Source organism: Ruegeria sp. R14_0 (genome assembly GCF_017743975.1).
In the GTDB taxonomy this organism is placed as follows: Bacteria; Pseudomonadota; Alphaproteobacteria; order Rhodobacterales; family Rhodobacteraceae; genus Ruegeria.
In genome coordinates, this window is the sequence record NZ_JAGHRC010000004.1 from 403,984 (window position 1) to 420,804 (window position 16,821).

14 protein-coding genes are annotated in these 16,821 nt (G+C 57.6%); 9 read left to right on the forward strand and 5 right to left on the reverse strand.

Features of this window, described 5'->3' with window-relative positions; all coding sequences use genetic code 11:
• Positions 1-1,308 carry a DUF3300 domain-containing protein gene (locus tag J7416_RS14150; RefSeq protein ID WP_209225602.1) on the reverse strand — a complete coding sequence of 436 codons (1,308 nt, stop codon included), beginning with the start codon at positions 1,306-1,308 and terminating at the stop codon, positions 1-3.
• 225 nt (positions 1,309-1,533) lie between these two features.
• Here J7416_RS14150 and J7416_RS14155 point away from each other — a divergent pair, with 225 nt between their 5' ends.
• The 6 genes from J7416_RS14155 to urtE all read left to right on the forward strand — a co-directional run bounded on the left by J7416_RS14155 (position 1,534) and on the right by urtE (position 8,157).
• The gene (locus J7416_RS14155; RefSeq protein WP_209225604.1) at positions 1,534-1,875 is read left to right on the forward strand and encodes a hypothetical protein; all 342 of its coding nucleotides are present in this window, start codon (positions 1,534-1,536) and stop codon (positions 1,873-1,875) included.
• Between the two features lie 286 nt (positions 1,876-2,161).
• Positions 2,162-3,436, forward strand: a complete 1,275-nt coding sequence (urtA, locus tag J7416_RS14160; RefSeq protein WP_209225606.1) for an urea ABC transporter substrate-binding protein — start codon at positions 2,162-2,164, stop codon at positions 3,434-3,436.
• 67 nt (positions 3,437-3,503) lie between these two features.
• Entirely contained in the window at positions 3,504-5,459 is a 1,956-nt protein-coding gene (gene urtB / locus J7416_RS14165) for an urea ABC transporter permease subunit UrtB (RefSeq protein ID WP_209225608.1), read from the forward strand.
• A 31-nt stretch (positions 5,460-5,490) separates the two neighbouring features.
• Complete coding sequence (gene urtC, locus J7416_RS14170; RefSeq protein ID WP_209225813.1) at positions 5,491-6,723, forward strand: urea ABC transporter permease subunit UrtC; 1,233 nt, start codon at positions 5,491-5,493, stop codon at positions 6,721-6,723.
• Complete coding sequence (gene urtD / locus J7416_RS14175; protein ID WP_209225610.1) at positions 6,720-7,460, forward strand: urea ABC transporter ATP-binding protein UrtD; 741 nt, start codon at positions 6,720-6,722, stop codon at positions 7,458-7,460. The genes urtC and urtD overlap by 4 nt, the downstream gene beginning before the upstream one ends.
• Positions 7,450-8,157, forward strand: coding sequence for an urea ABC transporter ATP-binding subunit UrtE (gene urtE, locus J7416_RS14180; RefSeq protein ID WP_209225611.1), 708 nt, complete (start codon positions 7,450-7,452; stop codon positions 8,155-8,157). Before urtD ends, urtE begins: the two co-directional genes overlap by 11 nt.
• Before the next feature lie 151 nt (positions 8,158-8,308).
• Here urtE and J7416_RS14185 read toward each other — a convergent pair whose 3' ends face one another.
• The 4 genes from J7416_RS14185 to J7416_RS14200 form a co-directional block, all read right to left on the reverse strand.
• Positions 8,309-10,555: a DUF3604 domain-containing protein gene (locus J7416_RS14185; RefSeq protein ID WP_209225613.1), complete on the reverse strand. Its 2,247-nt coding sequence runs from the start codon at positions 10,553-10,555 to the stop codon at positions 8,309-8,311.
• Between the two features lie 110 nt (positions 10,556-10,665).
• Complete coding sequence (locus J7416_RS14190; RefSeq protein ID WP_209225615.1) at positions 10,666-12,180, reverse strand: tripartite tricarboxylate transporter permease; 1,515 nt, start codon at positions 12,178-12,180, stop codon at positions 10,666-10,668.
• Between the two features lie 3 nt (positions 12,181-12,183).
• A complete protein-coding gene (locus J7416_RS14195; RefSeq protein WP_209225617.1) occupies positions 12,184-12,672 on the reverse strand; it encodes a tripartite tricarboxylate transporter TctB family protein in 489 nt (162 codons plus the stop codon).
• A gap of 3 nt (positions 12,673-12,675) precedes the next feature.
• Positions 12,676-13,644 carry a tripartite tricarboxylate transporter substrate binding protein gene (locus J7416_RS14200; protein ID WP_209225619.1) on the reverse strand — a complete coding sequence of 323 codons (969 nt, stop codon included), beginning with the start codon at positions 13,642-13,644 and terminating at the stop codon, positions 12,676-12,678.
• Positions 13,645-13,775: 131 nt separating this feature from the next.
• On the opposite strand from J7416_RS14200, the gene J7416_RS14205 reads away from it, so the two are divergent.
• From J7416_RS14205 to J7416_RS14215, 3 genes are all read left to right on the forward strand, one after another.
• Entirely contained in the window at positions 13,776-14,672 is an 897-nt protein-coding gene (locus J7416_RS14205) for a LysR family transcriptional regulator (protein ID WP_209225621.1), read from the forward strand.
• 98 nt (positions 14,673-14,770) lie between these two features.
• Positions 14,771-15,568, forward strand: coding sequence for a phosphosulfolactate synthase (locus tag J7416_RS14210; protein ID WP_209225623.1), 798 nt, complete (start codon positions 14,771-14,773; stop codon positions 15,566-15,568).
• A gap of 23 nt (positions 15,569-15,591) precedes the next feature.
• Positions 15,592-16,812: a CoA transferase gene (locus tag J7416_RS14215; RefSeq protein ID WP_209225625.1), complete on the forward strand. Its 1,221-nt coding sequence runs from the start codon at positions 15,592-15,594 to the stop codon at positions 16,810-16,812.
• Positions 16,813-16,821: the final 9 nt, after the last annotated feature.

A 16,821-nucleotide genomic window follows, 5' to 3' on the forward strand; every position in this document is an offset into this window, starting at 1 on the left:
TTACCGTCTCCGTGTGCCTTTGGCGGCGTGTCCCCGTCTGGACGCGTTATGTGCCCGGTTTCCAGACGCCTTTTTCTTCATCGCTTGCCCCTTTGATGCCGTGGGCTTGCGCTGAGTTGTCGTGACCTTCTTGGTCCCGGTCTGCGGTCTTTGCGCAACCGGCCTTTTCGCTGCGTCCGTACGTTTGGTGCGATCGATCGCCTGTTGTTTTGCAGCGGCTCTGTCCACGTCGACATTGCCCCGGTTCACTTGCGGAAGGGATCGGTCACCACCGCCCCGGTTCGCCAGAGCACCGCCAGCAACCGCCCCTGCGCCAGCTGCGGCTGCCGCGGCAGCGCGATCACGGGTGATATCTGCGGCACCGGACTCGCGGCTTAGTTTCGCGCGCAGTTCATCCGTCCGACCCTCGGGGCGGTTGACCGGCAGCTCACCGCGCCCGCCTTCGCCTCTTTCATGATCTGCAATTCTATCCCGGGCTTCTTGCTGGCGTTCCGGGTCGGGCTTCCAGCCAACATCCGTACGATCGCCCAGATCGATGTCGTTGCCGATGTTGACGTTGCCATCGATGTCGATGTCGATGTCCGGGTTTCGGTAGATCGGGCCCCCGCCCCAGCCGCCACAATTTCGGCAACCCCAATAGCCATACCAGTCATCATCGTCATCAAAGATCTCGTCGATCAGGGCCACTGTGCCGAACGTCAGCAAAGCCGCGCCCACAACGTCTCCGGTCGACGGGCCGGTATAGACCGTCGCCGGATTATACTGCGGAACATACACCGTTTCAGGCTGTGTCGGCGTGATTACAACCGTATCGTCGTCTGACACCTCGACAGTTTGTTCTGGCCCGGAAACAAGAGCGCCACTGTCAATCGCCTGATCCCGCATCACCTGCACCGCGTCCATCACGTCATCGGATTGGGCAAGCATCGCGGTGCCCACAGTTTCGGTCCAATCGATATGGGTGGCCATCTGCCCAACAACTTCGGGGAATGCCGTTGCCAGAACGCTGACCGAAGGGTCCCAGCCCATGGCGTTGATTTCAGGCTCAAGCTCAACAGGGTCGCGGTCGGCATTGTCCAACAGGTACCGCTCGGCCTTCACAATCTCTAGCGGCTGCGTTGCGGCAACGAGTATTTGGATCAAAAGCGTGTCGGGATAAAGTGCCACTGGGGCGACCAATGTCTGCAGCTCGGCATCGGTAAGTCGGTCGGACGTCTCTTCTGAAGCTGCAGCATCATCTGTGGCCTCTTGGGCAAACAGGGCAGTTGATGCGCAAAGACCGAGGGCAATTACTAGATATCTAAACATATTGCGATCCTTCGATTTCTTGAAAGATCACCCATGACCGCGATTCTTGCAACCGGCGGCAAGTGAGGACGGAAACCCAAAAAAACTTGGGCGCTCAGCTCCAAGCCGGCTGGAGACAACAAGATCGCGTTACAAAAGTGCTGTCTTGACGGGCGCTTTTTCAATTGCAATGGTCAAATTATGAGCGCTTTAAGAAAAATTGTCCTTTCAATTCAGTGCTTCCTGATGTCTGCCGGATTGCTTTACGCCGAAGGTGATATGGTCAAATCCTTTGCAGGTTGTGCGGGGCGCTTCTCGGCTGAAATGGAACATGCGTGGCTTTTGAACGATGCAAAAGCTCAGGACTATGAACTGCGGCGCGGCGGGTTTGTGTCTTTGCTAGAAGCGACGACCACAGCAGAAAATGCCGAATTTGTCTTAAGCCACAGGGTGAATTCCAAACACGCGCATGCACGTTTGCTGCAAACCGCGACCTTTGGTTCGGATAAAACAAAGGCAAGTGCGGCGCGCCGTACCGCCAAGCAGTATTTGGATCAGTGTAACCTGTTGATCCTGGGCGGCGCATAAGAGCCGCTTCGCTGCGCTGCCGCATTATTGAGCGGGACATGCTGCGCTGCCGCAAATTTAGGCAATACCCTGAATCAATCCAAGAACTCGTGCCATGAGACTCTGAGCGCTGCGGAGAACTGTCCTAGCACTATGGAGTGCCGCAAGACGGCTTGGAACATGTGCGAAGGTGTCCGGCCTAGGAACCTGAAGACGCCCTCGCACACCGCAATTATGCGTGGGGGGTATATGGGACGTTTCGGCGCCCCGAACAACCCTGCTGCGCATCGCATAAAAGGAAATGCTGATGCACACCAAACTTCTCACCACAACCGCCGCAGTCCTGTTGGCCAGTTCATTGCCTGCACTGGCCGATTGCCCAATCAAGGTTGGCGTCCTTCATTCGTTGTCCGGCACCATGGCCATTTCGGAAACCACTCTGAAAGACACGATGGAAATGCTGGTCGAACAGCAAAACGAAGCCGGTGGTCTTCTGGGGTGCGAGCTTGAGGCGGTCGTCGTAGACCCGGCCTCGGATTGGCCGCTGTTTGCCGAAAAGGCGCGTGAGTTGCTGACCGTGCACGAAGTTGACGTGATCTTTGGCAACTGGACGTCGGTTTCCCGCAAATCCGTCCTGCCGGTGATCGAAGAACTGAACGGCCTGCTGTTCTATCCGGTTCAGTACGAGGGCGAAGAAAGCTCGAGAAACGTGTTCTACACGGGTGCTGCGCCGAACCAGCAGGCGATCCCGGCCACGGATTACTTTTTGGATGAGCTGGAAGTTGAGAAATTTGCTCTGCTGGGAACCGACTACGTCTATCCGCGGACCACGAACAATATCCTTGAAAGCTACTTGAAGCAGAAGGGCATCGCGGAAGAGGATATCTTCGTCAACTACACGCCGTTCGGTCATTCGGACTGGTCCAAGATCGTGGCCGACGTGGTTGCGCTGGGCGCGGATGGCAAGAAAGTCGGTGTGATTTCAACCATCAATGGCGACGCAAACGTTGGTTTCTACAAGGAACTTGCTGCCGCCGGTATCTCGGCTGACGATATTCCGGTTGTCGCCTTCTCGGTCGGTGAGGAAGAACTGGCCGGTCTTGATACCACCAACCTCGTCGGTCATCTGGCGGCCTGGAACTACTTCCAGTCGGCCGAAAGCGATACGAACGAGGCATGGGTCGAAGCGTGGAAAGCCCGCATGGGTGAAGACCGTGTAACCAACGACCCGATGGAGGCCCACTATATCGGCTTCAACATGTGGGTGAACGCGGCGACCGCGGCCGACACCACCGATGTCGATGCCGTTCGGATCGCGATGTACGGTCAGGAATTCCCGAACCTGACAGGTGGCACCGCTGTGATGCTGCCCAACCACCATCTGGCCAAGCCGGTCCTGATCGGTGAAATCCAGGAAGACGGTCAGTTCGACATCATCAGCCAGACCGAAGAAGTTCCGGGCGACGCCTGGACCGACTATCTGCCTGAATCCGCCGTTCTCGTATCGGATTGGAAAGAGCTGGGTTGCGGTATGTACAACACCGAAACCGAAAGCTGCGTACAGATCAAGTCCAACTACTAAGGTCTTAACCTGAATTCCTCGGGGCGCGCGACTTGTGCCCCGAGGCTTAATACAAAGGTCTTCCTAAATGACGCTTCCGTTCAGGCGGGCAGTGCTTGCCCTGCTGGTCCTTGTGGCCCCTACCCTTTTGCAAGCGCAATCCGCAGACGCCCCGGTCCAGCAGGTGTTGCAGTCCCACGCGGAGGTGATCCAGAAATCCTCTCGCAAGACGATTGGCCCTGCGATTGACGCGCTGGCGCAAAGTGGACTGCCGGAAGCGCAGACCGTTCTGGAACGTTGGCAAGCCAAGGACATGTGGTTCAACAAAGAAACCGGTCTTTTTGTCTTTGCCTCAAAGGCTGACGGTGGGTTGCAGATTTTCGATGTATCTGATGGGGCCGAGATCGGGATTGTCGAGAAAAAGGAATACAAACAACTCAAGCCAAATTCTGGCATTCGCGGGTTGATCGCGTCTGCACTGGTGCAGTTTCAGCTGAATGATCCCAATCCCAAGACACGCGACGCCGCCCTGACAGCGATTGAGCGAGACGCCGAAGCGTCGCACTTGTCCGCCCTGCGGGGTTCTATCGAGACGGAACAAGACGCCGACCTCAAGGTGCGCAAAGACCGGTTGGAGCGCCTGTTGACCATTCGCTTTGATGAGGATGACGCCGCTAGGCTTGCTGCCATCGACAGCTTTGCCGGCGATCTGGGTGTCGATGTCAGGGCAACGCTCAATCCTTTGGTTTCATCCGAAATCAAGGTCGCAGATGAAATCCCTGACGGTGCGGTTGGCATTCAGGTCGGGTCAGACGAGCTGACGCAGGACCAGGCCTATAGCCTGCTTGTCGCAAATGACTTGGCCCCGGAACCGGTGGATGCCGCAGCGTTAAAGCAAACCCTGATCGCCAACATAAACGGCGATACGGTCGCAGGTGTCCAAGTGGCGAGCCTTGACGAGTACGCCGCCCGAGAGGCCGCGTATCAGGTGTTGGCCCAGCAAGGTTTGGCGGCCCCGTTGGTGAAACAGGAAGATATTGCCGAAGCTATTCAAAAGCATAGGTTTTTCAAGGTCTACGTCTCAGCCCCCCTGCCCATCGCTCTTGCTGCGCAGGCGGCTCTGGACAACATCGAAACGCAGGTTGCTTTGAACCAGACAGCGGATCTGGTGTTGGACGCGCTGTCCCTGGCGTCGATCTATTTCCTCGCGGCGATCGGTCTTGCGATCACCTTCGGGGTCATGGGCGTGATCAACATGGCGCATGGTGAGTTCATCATGATGGGTGCCTATACCGGCTATGTGGTGCAGCTGTTCATTCCTGACCTTACGCTTTCGATCCTTGTGGCAATTCCCTGCGCGTTTCTCGTGACTTTCGGGGCCGGTGTTCTGCTGGAGCGGTTGGTCATTCGCTGGCTGTATCACCGCCCGCTAGAGACGTTGCTGGCAACCTTCGGCGTTTCCATTGCCTTGCAGCAACTGGCCAAGAACATCTTTGGCACGCAGGCGCGCCCTTTGACTGCTCCGTCATGGTTGGACGGGTCAATGGTGCTGAACGACATCGTGTCGATCAGCTACATCCGCATCGCGATCTTCGTTCTGGCGCTGCTGTTTCTGGCGCTGTTCCTTGTTGTCATGAACCGAACCCGGCTGGGGCTTGAGGTGAGGGCCGTGACCCAGAACCCTCGCATGGCGTCCTCGATGGGCATCAACCCAGACCGGATCAACATGCTGACGTTTGGTCTGGGTTCGGGCATCGCGGGTATCGCCGGCGTGGCCATCGGGCTTTACGCCAAAGTCACGTCCGAGATGGGCTCTGACTACATCGTGCAAAGCTTTATGACGGTGGTCGTCGGCGGCGTTGGCAACATCTGGGGCACGCTGCTGGGCGCTACGATGGTCGGAACGCTGCAAAAGGGGATCGAGTGGTTCAATCCGTCCAATACGCTGGCGGCGCAGACCTACATGATCCTTTTCATCATCCTGTTCATTCAATTCCGACCGCGCGGCATCATCGCGCTCAAAGGTCGGGCGGCGGAAGCGTGATATGGTTGATATGACGTCTACAGCCGAGCCGATACGCAAGCCGCTGGTGCTGCGCTATGCCTCTGTCGCGATCTTTTTGATCATCCTATCCCTGTTTACGGCCATCATCACTGTTTTGGGCGAAGGGTTTGGCATCGGGCTGATTTCCACCAGCTTTATCAAAACATTGGGCAAGACTCTGTGCCTGTGTCTTGCTGCGCTGGCGATGGATCTGGTGTGGGGATACACGGGTATCCTGTCACTGGGGCACATGGCGTTCTTTGGCATTGGCGGATATGCCATCGGCATGTGGCTGATGTACGCCCGGACCGAGATTATCGTGGTCGACAGCCTCGCGGCCTCTGCCTTGCCACCGACGGCCCAGGAAATCTCGGATGGCATTGCCACTCAGATTTTCGGTGTTGTCGGCGCTTCCGAGTTTCCTCCGATCTGGGCCTTCGCACATTCCTTGCCGCTGCAACTGGCCGCCATCGTGCTGGTGCCCGGTCTTCTAGCGCTTGTCTTTGGGTGGCTGGCTTTCCGCAGTCGGGTGACCGGGGTTTATCTGTCGATCCTGACGCAGGCGATGACGCTGGCGCTGTCCCTGTACCTGTTTCAAAACGACAGCGGGTTGCGCGGGAACAACGGCTTGTCGGGGCTGCAGAACCTGCCGGGGCTGGACTCGGTACCGCAATCAACGGTTTCGATCCTGTTCTTCTGGGCATCCGCCTTGGCGCTTGGACTTGGGTACCTTGTCTGCGCATGGGTGGTGTCCGGCAAATTCGGATCGGTCATTCGCGCCATCCGCGACGACGAAAGCCGCGTTCGGTTCCTTGGATATTCGGTCGAAGCCTACAAGCTTTTCATCTTCACCTTCACCGCCGTGATCTGCGGTATCGCGGGTGCCTTGTACTATCCACAGGCGGGCATCATTAACCCGGCCGAAATTGCGCCCATCGCGTCAATCTATCTGGCCGTTTGGGTGGCAATCGGCGGGCGTGGACGTCTGTACGGAGCGGTGATTGGCGCAGCTTTTGTCTCGCTGCTGTCGACTTGGTTTACGGGCGGGCAAGCCCCCGACATCTCGCTGGGGTTCTATACCATCCAATGGGTCGATTGGTGGACCATCCTGCTTGGGGTCTCGTTTGTCGCGGTCACACTGTTCGCGCCGCGCGGCATAGGGGGACTGATCGACAAGCTTACAGAACGGCGCGCGCCGGATCGACATGGGGCCGATCTGGGGCCGGACTTTGGATCGCTGCGCGAAAAGGAGGCGGATCAATGAGCACGCTTCTCGAGGTCTCCGGCGTTTCCGTATCATTTGACGGTTTCAAGGCCATTAACAACCTGACGTTCCAAATCGGCCCCGCCGAAATGCGTGCTGTCATCGGCCCGAACGGGGCGGGAAAGACGACATTCATGGACATCATCACCGGCAAGACCAAACCGGACGATGGTCATGTTCTTTGGGGTGAAAAGTCGGTCTCATTGCTGTCGATGAGCGAAAGTCAGATCGCCCAGGCCGGAGTGGGGCGAAAGTTCCAACGCCCGACCGTATTTGAGGATCAAAGTGTCCGCGAAAACCTGATGCTCGCTCTGAAAGACAAACGCGGACCGTTGGCTGTCCTGCGGTTTCGGGCGCGTCAGGAAGATCATGAGAAAGTCGCATCGCTGGCCGAGGAAATCGGATTGCAGAGTGCCTTGGACCGCAAAGCCGGTGAACTCAGCCACGGGCAAAAGCAATGGCTCGAGATCGGGATGCTGCTGGCTCAGGACCCGCAATTGCTGCTGGTCGATGAGCCTGCGGCCGGGATGACCCCGGCAGAGCGCAAGCATACGACCGACATTCTTGTCGAAGCGGCCAAAACCCGGGCCGTCGTCGTTGTCGAGCACGATATGGAGTTTGTCCGTCGCCTGAACTGCAAAGTTACTGTGCTGCACGAGGGATCGGTTCTGGCTGAAGGAACGTTGGACCATGTCACACGCAACGAAAAAGTAATCGAGGTTTATCTTGGCCGCTGACCTTCTGAACATCTCCGATCTGACCCTGCACTACGGCGGCAGCCAAATCCTGAACGGCGTCGACATCACCGCGCGTCACGGTCAGGTGACCTGTGTGATGGGCACGAACGGCGTTGGAAAAACAAGCCTTTTGAAAGCGATATCCGGCACGCATCCCCGCAGCGGTGGCGACTATGTGCTGAACGGGGAAGAGATTGGCAATGCCACGTCCTTCGAGCTGGCCAGAAAAGGCGTGGCTTATGTCCCGCAAGGGCGCGAGATTTTCCCGTTTTTGACGGTTCGTGAAAACCTGGAAACCGGCTTTGCCTGCCTGCCCCGCAGCGATAACAAGATCCCCGACTATATCTTTGATCTCTTCCCAATCCTCAAAGAGTTCTTGTCCCGGCGCGGGGGCGACCTGTCTGGTGGTCAACAGCAGCAGCTTGCCATTGCGCGCGCGTTGATCACAAAGCCAAAGCTCTTGCTGTTGGACGAGCCGACCGAGGGTATTCAACCCAACATCATCAAGCAAATCGGCGAAGTCATTCGCTTGCTGCGTGATCAGGGCGAGATGGCCATTATTCTGGTCGAGCAGTACTTTGAGTTCGCCTATTCGCTTGGCGATAATTTCCTGGTGCTTGAGCGTGGAACACCATTCCTGCGAGGGGCGAAATCCGAGGTCGCAGAGGAGCAGTTGAAGTCAGCGGTTTCGGTTTGATCGCCAAGACATGCTCCAACCAAATGTTGACGGGTGACCCGCCGAAGAATGCGGATCAAGTCGTGCAGAGGCAAGGTCACAATCGGCTTCGGCAAGCGCAGGACATCCGGTGATGTAGCAGAGCCCCGAAAACCCGGGGCTCCGATGAAACTCACTTGAAGCTGTAGATAGGGCTGGTCCAGGCGACGTGGCCATCTTCCAGCACCACACGCGCAAAGATCGCGCTGTCACCCGTTGCCGGGATCTTGACCTCTTGGCGGATAGCCATTTGCGTTTCGGTCCGTTCGTCGGGCAGACGCTGAACCATCAAAAGCTTGTCCATGCCACCGCATGAAACCTGAACGCCTTCGACCCCGACATCGGCCAAAGCGACCTCAAGATCGCCCTGGTTTGTCTTGATGGTCAACTTGGCATCTTCGGCGGCATTCTCAACCCACAGGTCGACCGATTGTGCGCCACCGGTTGTGACGCTGGTCCAATCAATCTGCGTGTCGGAAACCTGTTTGGGCTGTTTGTCAGGGTTGTAGAAGCTGGTCGCCTTGATGCGCGAAATCGTACCCCCGGTCAGCGTGGCCGATGCGTCCCATTTCACCAGACGTTGGCGGCCGCGTGTCTCTTGCCCCTTACAGGTGATCTGATAACGGGCGCCAAGGTCGGCTTCGCCATAGGGGCGAACGCGTTGCAGCAAATCCAGACCGTCAAAGATCTCGATCTTGTCGATCGGGCATTGCGCCGAGACTTCAAGGTCAAAAATGGCGGCATCCTGGTTGGTCTGCACGATGTCACCCATGATCGCGGTGGTCGATTCATCATAGGCGTCGTTGTCCAGCGACGGGTTGCGCACAAATACGCGCGCCGGTTCGGCATAGGTCATTTCGGCCGACATGAACAGGCGGGCACCGGTTGTGGCATAGTGGTGGCGGCGGCGGAACTCTTCGAACAGGTGATCGCGCGTCAGCTCCGGCAGCAAGTGGCAAGTCAGCCCGCCATAGGCGCCAAATTTGGCATCCCCGGGGTAAGATGCACCGGGGCGTCCCTTGTGTCCGTCCGACCCGGCCACGATCCCGATGCGATAGCCCATTTTCATTGCATCCTGAACGATCCAGTCAAACGTGCCCCAGCTGGAGTGCACCTCAACCGATGGTTCGACACTGGCGTCATGAGCATAGGTCACGTCGGCAAAGCGGCCACCGACATGGGGCACGACCAGAACGTCTTCGCCCTTGAGCGCGTCAAACAGTTCGGTCACGTCATGGCAATCGCTTTCGGGTCGTGACTTATCCTGCACGATTGCGCGGGACGAACGATAGATCGGGCGGCCCTCGTTGCGGTACCAGATGTTATGATCGCCGCCCAAGCCGGTATTTCCGGACCATTCATAACCAGGCAGCGCAAGGAACTTGCCTTCTTCATTGAACTCGGCCGTCAGTGAATTGATCTCGTCCCAGAACGCATCCGAAATCTGAAAGTCATTGCCCTGGTGGCCTGTGATGTCCACGAATGAGCGATGTTTGGCAAAGAAGAAATAGTCGCGCGCCGAGCCTGAGCCAATGGTCTCGCCCGACTGGCCGTGCATGTCAGACCAATAGTGCGCAACCTTCGATTTGGACGACACCCGCAGTGGGTTCGATTTGGCCACGACCTCACCATCAATCAGAGCCTCGATGGTATAGTCGCCATCCTCGGCCACAGTCAGGTCGTCCAGCACCGCCGAGAAATCACCGGTCTTGAAGCTGACAGTTTCGGGCAGACCGTTGATAGGCTTGTTGGATCGCAACGTGACCTCACCGTCGAACTTGTCCGACGGGTTGCCCCAATTGTCTTCCGGTTTGACGATAAAGCGGAAAGCCTGATCCGCACGGCGCAAGGTCGGCAGGATCGCTTTCCACAGTTTCGGCGCGCCCGGTACAATGGTGATGTGAGGCTGTTTGTCTTCCTCCAGCGGGGTGTAGTCGACGGTGGCAAAGGCATCGACGGTAACACGGAACTGGTGTTCAGCTTCGATGTGGGTCTGGGTGCGCACACCAGGGGACCCCTGACGCTGATCGCCGATGCGGAAGGTGATCTGATCACCGGGCTTCAGGAACTGCTTGCACAACACGGTGATGCACAGGCCCCAGGGGCGCAGGTTGCGTTTGTAGCTGAAATCCGCCTCGAACGGCGCGCCATTCGATGTTTCGATCGTCAGGTAGCCGGGGGCGGTCGGGTCGTCCATTTGCAACGGGGTCATGTCCGAATGGGTTCGGAACGCAATTTTCAACCCGCCCTGATCGTCGACCCCAAATTTGCCGGCAGTGTAGACTAATGTGTAGCTCTGCCACGAACCGGCCTCGATCGGACCTTTCGGGGACACTGTGGCGCTACCCATCAAGTCGCGGCGGTAATCGTGGTTGGGCATATCATTATCCTTGTCAGATGGCGCACCGTGCCCGTTCACACGCGCGACGCGGTGCGTTGTAGGAGTGGAAAAGCCCGCAAATTGCGAGCTTTCCCAGATGGTTGCTTCAATTAAGCGTCGTTAAGCGACGCTTCTTTGGCCTGCTTGCTCAGGCTGCGGGCGCGGGCCACGACGGCCACAACTCCCACGATCAAGAAGCCCAGTGCCACAGGGCGGGTGAAGAAGATCAACGCGCCATGATCCGAAAGCAGCAGCGACTGGCGGAACGTTTCCTCGGCACCGCCGGCAAGAACAAAGCTGATGACAAACGCCGCCGGGTTGAAGTCATAACATTTCATCAGCCAACCGCCAAAGCCTGCGATCACCATGATCAGGACGTCAAACATGCTTCCGCGTGCAGAATAGGCGGCGACGAAAGACGTCAGGAAGATCACCGGATAGAGCACATCCGTCGGGATCTTCAGGATGAAGCGACCGACAAAAGACGCACCGTAATACCCGATCAGACCGTATGCGGCGATGCCCACCAGACCACAGGCAAACAGCTGATAGATCAGTTCTTTCTGGGTCAGGAACAGCGTCGGGCCGACCTGGATGCCGTGGATCAGGAACACGCCAATAAGGATCGCGCCAATGATCGAACCCGGAATGCCAAGCGTCAGCAGCGGTGCCATCGACGGACCGGAAACCGCGTTGTTGGCAGCTTCGGGCGCGGCGATCCCTTCGAGGGCACCTTTGCCCCATTCCTCGGGGTTCTTGGCTCGGCGTTTTCCTTCGCCATAGGCGACAAAGGCCGCAATAGCCGAGCCAAGCCCCGGGAGCATCCCGATGAAAGACCCAATGAAGGAAGAGCGGATCACATGCGGGATACAGGGTTTGTATTCTGCCCAGGTCAGACGGTTCCTGGCGCGCGCATCATCGTTGTCGGGATCGTCGAACTGTTCGATGGGTTTGCCGCGGGCTTCAAGCTGCGAGAAGACCTCGCCCAGAACAAAGATACCGATCATCAAAGGCACCAGCGAGATACCGTTCGACAGATCGAAAGAGCCGAAGGTAAACCGCTCTTCTGATGAAATAGGGTCAAGCCCCACCATCTTGATCAGCACACCAAGGGCAGCCGACGCCAGCCCCCGCGTGATGGATTTACCGATGACCGATCCGATGACCACGAAGGCTGCAAAGTAGACCGCAAAGAGTTCCGGAGGCCCCATTTTCAATGCAATCGCGGCGATGATGCCGACGCCTGCGATCAACAGAATCTCGCCGACATAGTCACCGGTGATGGACGACAGAGTGGCGACCTTCATGGCTTTTGACGACATGCCGCGCTTGGACAGGGGGTAGCCGTCGATTTGCGTTGCGGCCGAGGCCGCGGTGCCGGGGGTGTTGAACAGGATGGCCGCAATCGAACCGCCGTAGCGTCCCGATTTGCCGATGACGTAGAGAAACGCCAATGCGGCCAGCGGTTGCATGTAAAAGGTCACCGGCAAAAGCATCGCGATAGCGGCAGATGCGGTGAGACCAGGTATGGCCCCAACCACCATGCCGACGATTGCGGCTGCGAAGACCCACATCAGAATGATCGGATCACTCAGGACCGATGCCAGGGCTGCAAAGATTTCCATGGCTTAGTACCCCTGAATGATGTCCAGCGGCTCGAACCATTCCCCATAGGGTGGGAAAACTCCGAGCAGGACGAAGAAAATGACATGGTAGATTGCCGGGCAAACAATCGCAGCGATCAGCAGGCCAATCGGGTTCCGAATGCCAAAGATCATAAGCGCCCCGACAGCTGCCAGACCGGTGCTGATCAGGTAGCCGATCTTCCCGATCAGCCAGACATAGGCAAGGGACAGCATCAAAAGAGCCAGAATTCGACCCATGACACCGCGGTCTCCGCTGCTTGTCGAAACTGGCGGCGGAGACTTCAGACCTTTGGCGCACTCTACCACGCCCAGGATGACCAGCGCGACCGACCCGACAAGCGGGAAAATGCGGGCGCCCCAGCCGCCGTCAGGATCGGGGTTGATGCCCATGCTGGCAACGACAGCCGCCAGACCGAACAGGGTCATCAGCCCCCCAATGACTGTGTTTGTGTTCAGAGTGCGCGACGACATGTCTTAGCCCTGACTTTTCAGTGCGCCGATGATCGAGGACACATTGTCCTTCATTGCGCGCAGATTTGCCTCGGCCTCGGGTCCGGGCAGGAAGACTGGCGCATTGCCGCGTTCCGCCATCGCATTGATGAAGGCCTCGGATTCTGTGATTTCCTTCATAGCAGCCTCCAGACCAGCCACGACATCGTCGGGCGTGTCCTTGGGTGCAAACATGATGATGGGCGAGCTGACGTCGACGGCGTCATAACCTGCTTCGGCAAAGGTGGGCACTTCGGTCATGAAGGCGTCACGCTGGTCCGAGTTCAGTGCAAGCGGGCGCAGTTCATTTTCGAAACCAGCGGCCTGCTGGATACCGATCATGCCAAAGTCGACCTGTTCACCGATCAGAGCCGCACGGGTGGCCGAGCCGCCCTTGAAAGGAACGCCAACAGCTTCGAGATCGTTGGAATCCAGGAAGCCCTGTCCGGCAACGTGGTGGAAGCCACCATTGCCTGTATGCGCCCAACGCACCTCACCCGGACGTGCCTTGATGTCGGCCACAAGGTCGTCCAGCGTCTGATAAGGGCTGTTCATCGGCACCATCAACGAGGTGGTCAGCTTGCCGATTTGTGCCACGATGCGGAAAGAATCCAGCGGCGTCACGTCGGTTTCGCGCAGCAGTGAGGTCAGCAGGAATGAACCAGCCGAGGTCAGCAGAACAGCCGTGCCATCCGGACGCGAGCGCGATGCTTCGACGGCCCCGGTAATGCCAGACGAGCCCGGCTTGTTCACAACGACGAAGGGTACGGGGAACAGTCCATCGCTTGCGGATGCGACGGCGCGGGCATAGCTGTCGGTGCCACCGCCAGCTTTGTACGGCAGGATGATGCTGACCGGACGACGCGGTTTCCATTCCGCAAAGGCAGCCGTACCCGACAAAGCCAATCCAACCGACGCCAATGCGGATGTTTTCAAAAAGGTTCTGCGTTCCATGAGGTCCTCCCATCAGATGTTTCTGAGGCACGCCAACGGCAGACACCTCGTCGATCTTCGCAAAGCTACTTGAGCGGAGAAGCAAAAAAAATTATAAACATTTTACGACTAATTCAGAAAAGCTGAATAACATGAACCTCAAAAGCCTGCGTGTCTTTGTCTTGATCATGGAACACGGAACGCTTGCGCGGGCGTCCGAGGTCATGCGCCTGAGCCCCCCGGCCGTCAGCCGTTTGCTGCGTATGCTCGAGGATGAGATGCGCCAACCCCTGTTTGAGCGAGTCAAGAAAAGGCTCATCCCAACGCAGGCGGGTGAGCAGCTTTTGCCCGAAGCCCTGCGCATTTTGGCAGGAATTGACAGCCTGCCCGACTTTCTGGAACGCGCCCGCCAAGATCAAACGCCCCCGTTGCGGTTGATTTCGCATCCGCGCATGGCGACTGGTTTGATGCTGCCCGCGATCCGGCGGTTGTCCGAAGAGATACCGGAAGCGCGTGTGCGGCTGGAAGTACAACCGCGCCAGAGTTTTGGCAGGTATATCGTTCAAGACCAATTTCACCTGGGGCTTGGCTCGTTGTCGGCTCACTGGGAAGATTTGGAAAGCCAGTATCTGTGTGAAACGGCGTTGGGCGTTCTGGTTCGGCGCGATCACCCCTTGGCACGGCATGATGTGCTGCATATGCGTGAACTGCAGGGGTTGGACTATATTGCGTTGACCGAAAACACTCTGCTGCGGCAGTTGGTCGAAGCAAACCTGATCAAGACGGATTTGCAGCTGAAAACACGTCATGAAGTATCGTTTTCTGCGGTGGCCCATCAGCTTGTGGCCAGCGGACAGGGCTTTACCATCACCGATGCAATCGCCGTTGGTTTGGACATGCCCGAGTCGCTGAAACTGATCCCGCTCGAACCAATAAGTCACCTGAAATTGGGTTTGTTTTTGTCAAAAAGCAGACTTCAGCATCCCTTGATCGACCCCATCGTCAAACACTTGAAGCAGATCGTCGAAGAAATACTCGGCTCTCATTGATCGTCAGTTTTTTGGAACAAGGGTAAAGAAAATTCGAATTTTCAGATCATCGCGATCTGACTACGCTCTGTGGAAAACAGCCCTATCCCGGAGCCGGCATGCCCCTGACCACCGCTTTCCCCGACGTCCCACTTGATCCCCGGCGCAGCCTGGAGAAGCCGCGCTCATCGGGTTTGACCATGGTGACCGATTACCAAACGACGCTCGAAGGTTTGCGCGGACTGCTCGAGCTTGGCGGTGCTTATATTGACATCTTCAAGGTTGCGACCGGCACTTCCCGTCTGTTCCCGCGCCAGCATCTGGTGAGCAAGCTCACACTGTTGCGCGAGCATCAGGTCCGACCATTTCTGGGGGGCCAGATGCAGGAATACGTGATCCACACTATGGGCATCGACGCGATGGAAAATCACCTGAAAGAAGCCAAGGATGTTGGTTTTGACATGGTCGAAATCTCGGACAACATCGTTGATCTGGGCCACGGTACGCGCGATCGGTTGATCAGGATGGTCCAGGATGCTGGTCTGGCTCCGGTGGGTGAAATTGGCGACAAACGCGACAATTCGGACCCGGCCGAAATGGTCAAAGAAGTGAATGAAGTGCTGGCGTCGGGTGCCGAGATCGCGATGATCGAGGGACAGGAGTTGATGCTTGACGGTGCGCCAAACAAGGGCCTGATCAAGATTCTGCAAGACAATGTCGATGTCAGCCGATGCATGTTCGAACTGTCCACGCCGCGCGTTGGCTCGACCTCCCCGGAGATCTTTGCGGGCAAGAAGTTCCTGATCAAAACATTCGGGCCGGACGTAAATTTGGGCAATGTGACAGCCGATGTGGTCATCGAAACCGAAACAACCCGCCTTGGTCTGGGTTCGGCGGGTCCCCTGTCGTTGATGTGATCTCGAAGAAAGGACTTTCTCCCATGAGCTCAGGTACGCAAGGACCTCTTTTCGGGATCAAAGTGATCGACTTTTCGCATGTTCTGGCCGGTCCGGCATGCGGCTATTTCTTAGGCCTGTTGGGGGCTACCGTGATCAAGGTTGAAAGTGTCAGCCGCGGCGATGCGATGCGTTACCGCGGTGGCACCGATGCCGCGCGGTCAGCCAAGGGCATGAGCACTGCCTATCTGGCGCAGGGGTCAGGCAAGGCCTCGATCGCATTGGACCTGAACAGCGCCGAGGGCAAAAAGGTCATGCAGCGCTTGTTGGCGCAGGCGGACGTCTTTGTGGAAAACCACCTGCCCAGCACAATGCAGGACTTTGGTTTGGACGAAGAGACTGTGCGCGCAGACCACCCGCATCTGATCCACTGCGCCATGACGGGTTATGGTCGCGGCGGAGACATGGACGACGCTCCGGCCTACGACGTGAACATCCAGGCCGCTTGTGGGATTATGACCTTGACGGGTACGTCCGAAACGGGCCCTCTACGCACCGGTGCGCCGATCATGGACTACGGCGTTGCGCTGGCGGCTGGATTTGCCATCAGCACGGCCCTGTTCAAACGTGAGAAGGCGGGCAAAGGCAGCTTTGTTGATGTATCGATGCTCGAAACCGGGCTGACATTGATGACCTCAACCATCGTGGACTATCTGTCTACCGGGACCGCACCGAAGCAACGCGGTAATGCGGCCAACAGCCGGACGCCCGGTGCGGGCAGCTTTGCCTGCAAAGAGGGTGTGCTGTCCCTTGGTGCCAATGAAGAACCCCAATTTGACCGCATGGCGCATGGTCTTGGTCGATCGGACTGGCTATCAGATCCACGCTTTCAAAATGGCGCGTCCCGTCGCGAAAACGCCGCCGAGCTGGAACGAGAGCTTGCGGCGACCCTTTTGACGCGGACAGCTGCTGAGTGGGAAGAGATACTGATTTCGCATCACGTCCCTGTGGCGCGGCTGCGCACGCTTCCTGAATGTCTGAATATGCCGCAAGTGGCGGCACGCGAGTATTTGCACAAGGGTGACGACGGGCTGGTCGTGCCCACCCTGCCCTTCCGCATAGATGAAGCGGCTGCCCACGTCCCGCATTGTCCCCCTCCCAGCTTGGGGTCAGACACCGAGACCATCCTTTCCGAGCTTGGCTATGACGCAGCCGAGATCGCACAGATGGCCGAAACGGGTGCGGTCCGAACGGCTACTGGCTAAACAACGCGA

Coding starts and splice junctions, on each gene's coding strand:
- J7416_RS14150 (WP_209225602.1), bottom strand. CDS start 1,308: ATGTTTAGATATCTAGTAATTGCCCTCGGTCTTTGCGCATCAACTGCC.
- J7416_RS14155 (WP_209225604.1), top strand. CDS start 1,534: ATGTCTGCCGGATTGCTTTACGCCGAAGGTGATATGGTCAAATCCTTT.
- urtA (WP_209225606.1), top strand. CDS start 2,162: ATGCACACCAAACTTCTCACCACAACCGCCGCAGTCCTGTTGGCCAGT.
- urtB (WP_209225608.1), top strand. CDS start 3,504: ATGACGCTTCCGTTCAGGCGGGCAGTGCTTGCCCTGCTGGTCCTTGTG.
- urtD (WP_209225610.1), top strand. CDS start 6,720: ATGAGCACGCTTCTCGAGGTCTCCGGCGTTTCCGTATCATTTGACGGT.
- J7416_RS14185 (WP_209225613.1), bottom strand. CDS start 10,555: ATGCCCAACCACGATTACCGCCGCGACTTGATGGGTAGCGCCACAGTG.
- J7416_RS14190 (WP_209225615.1), bottom strand. CDS start 12,180: ATGGAAATCTTTGCAGCCCTGGCATCGGTCCTGAGTGATCCGATCATT.
- J7416_RS14195 (WP_209225617.1), bottom strand. CDS start 12,672: ATGTCGTCGCGCACTCTGAACACAAACACAGTCATTGGGGGGCTGATG.
- J7416_RS14200 (WP_209225619.1), bottom strand. CDS start 13,644: ATGGAACGCAGAACCTTTTTGAAAACATCCGCATTGGCGTCGGTTGGA.
- J7416_RS14205 (WP_209225621.1), top strand. CDS start 13,776: ATGAACCTCAAAAGCCTGCGTGTCTTTGTCTTGATCATGGAACACGGA.
- J7416_RS14210 (WP_209225623.1), top strand. CDS start 14,771: ATGCCCCTGACCACCGCTTTCCCCGACGTCCCACTTGATCCCCGGCGC.
- J7416_RS14215 (WP_209225625.1), top strand. CDS start 15,592: ATGAGCTCAGGTACGCAAGGACCTCTTTTCGGGATCAAAGTGATCGAC.